Annotated in this window: 1 protein-coding gene; it reads left to right on the top strand. The window is 63.8% G+C overall.

Annotation, left to right across the window (positions count from 1 at the left end):
• The first annotated feature begins 150 nt into the window (after window positions 1-150).
• The gene (locus GD1_RS02925) at window positions 151-585 is read left to right on the top strand and encodes a hypothetical protein (protein WP_157079361.1); all 435 of its coding nucleotides are present in this window, start codon (window positions 151-153) and stop codon (window positions 583-585) included.
• The last annotated feature ends 56 nt before the right edge of the window (window positions 586-641 follow it).

The raw sequence follows: 641 nt of genomic DNA, 5'->3' as shown, positions 1-641 counted from the left end.
TTCTCCGCCCCCGACGGCCATCACTGCTCGGCACCCGGATGCGACCGGGCAGCAGCACACGTCGAAATCCATCACGCGGTCAACGACTTCGCCGACGGCGGCCGCACCGACATCATCGAGTTGGCACCGGCGTGTCCCACCCATCACCGGATGGTCGGTGATCAACCCGGCCAGTACACCACCGGGAAAATCGAGTCGGGCCCGGATGAGGGCCGCACCTGGTGGCAACGGAATGCGAAACCCGGCCAACCCGACAACGCCAAACAGGTGAACCGGCTCCCGGATGTCGGGCAACAGTATGTGGCGAACCTGGCACAAGTCCGCGCCGAAATCCACGGCACCGAAACCAGCAGCAGTACCGAGGCGACTCTCGACAGCACCACCGACGACGGGTTCGTCATGATCGATGATGATGCCCTGGTGATCAAGGTGTTCGACCCACCCATCGACATCACCCCGAACCCCGGCCCTGAGGACCCCGACACGACAGACACACAGATGAGGCTCCCCATCCGGGAAGTCATCACCCCCGTCGGGCCGATCGAAACCCGACTGGTCGAGATCTTGGAAGGGATGGGGCTCTGAGCTGTCGGAGTGCTGTCTGCGTTCGTGGTGGCTACGTTCCGAGTGCGGCCGTCTGA

The organism is Gordonia desulfuricans NBRC 100010, assembly GCF_001485495.1.
GTDB lineage: Bacteria > Actinomycetota > Actinomycetes > Mycobacteriales > Mycobacteriaceae > Gordonia > Gordonia desulfuricans.
The sequence above is the reverse complement of the archived record's forward strand: the minus strand, read 5'-3'. Positions and strand labels throughout refer to the sequence as shown.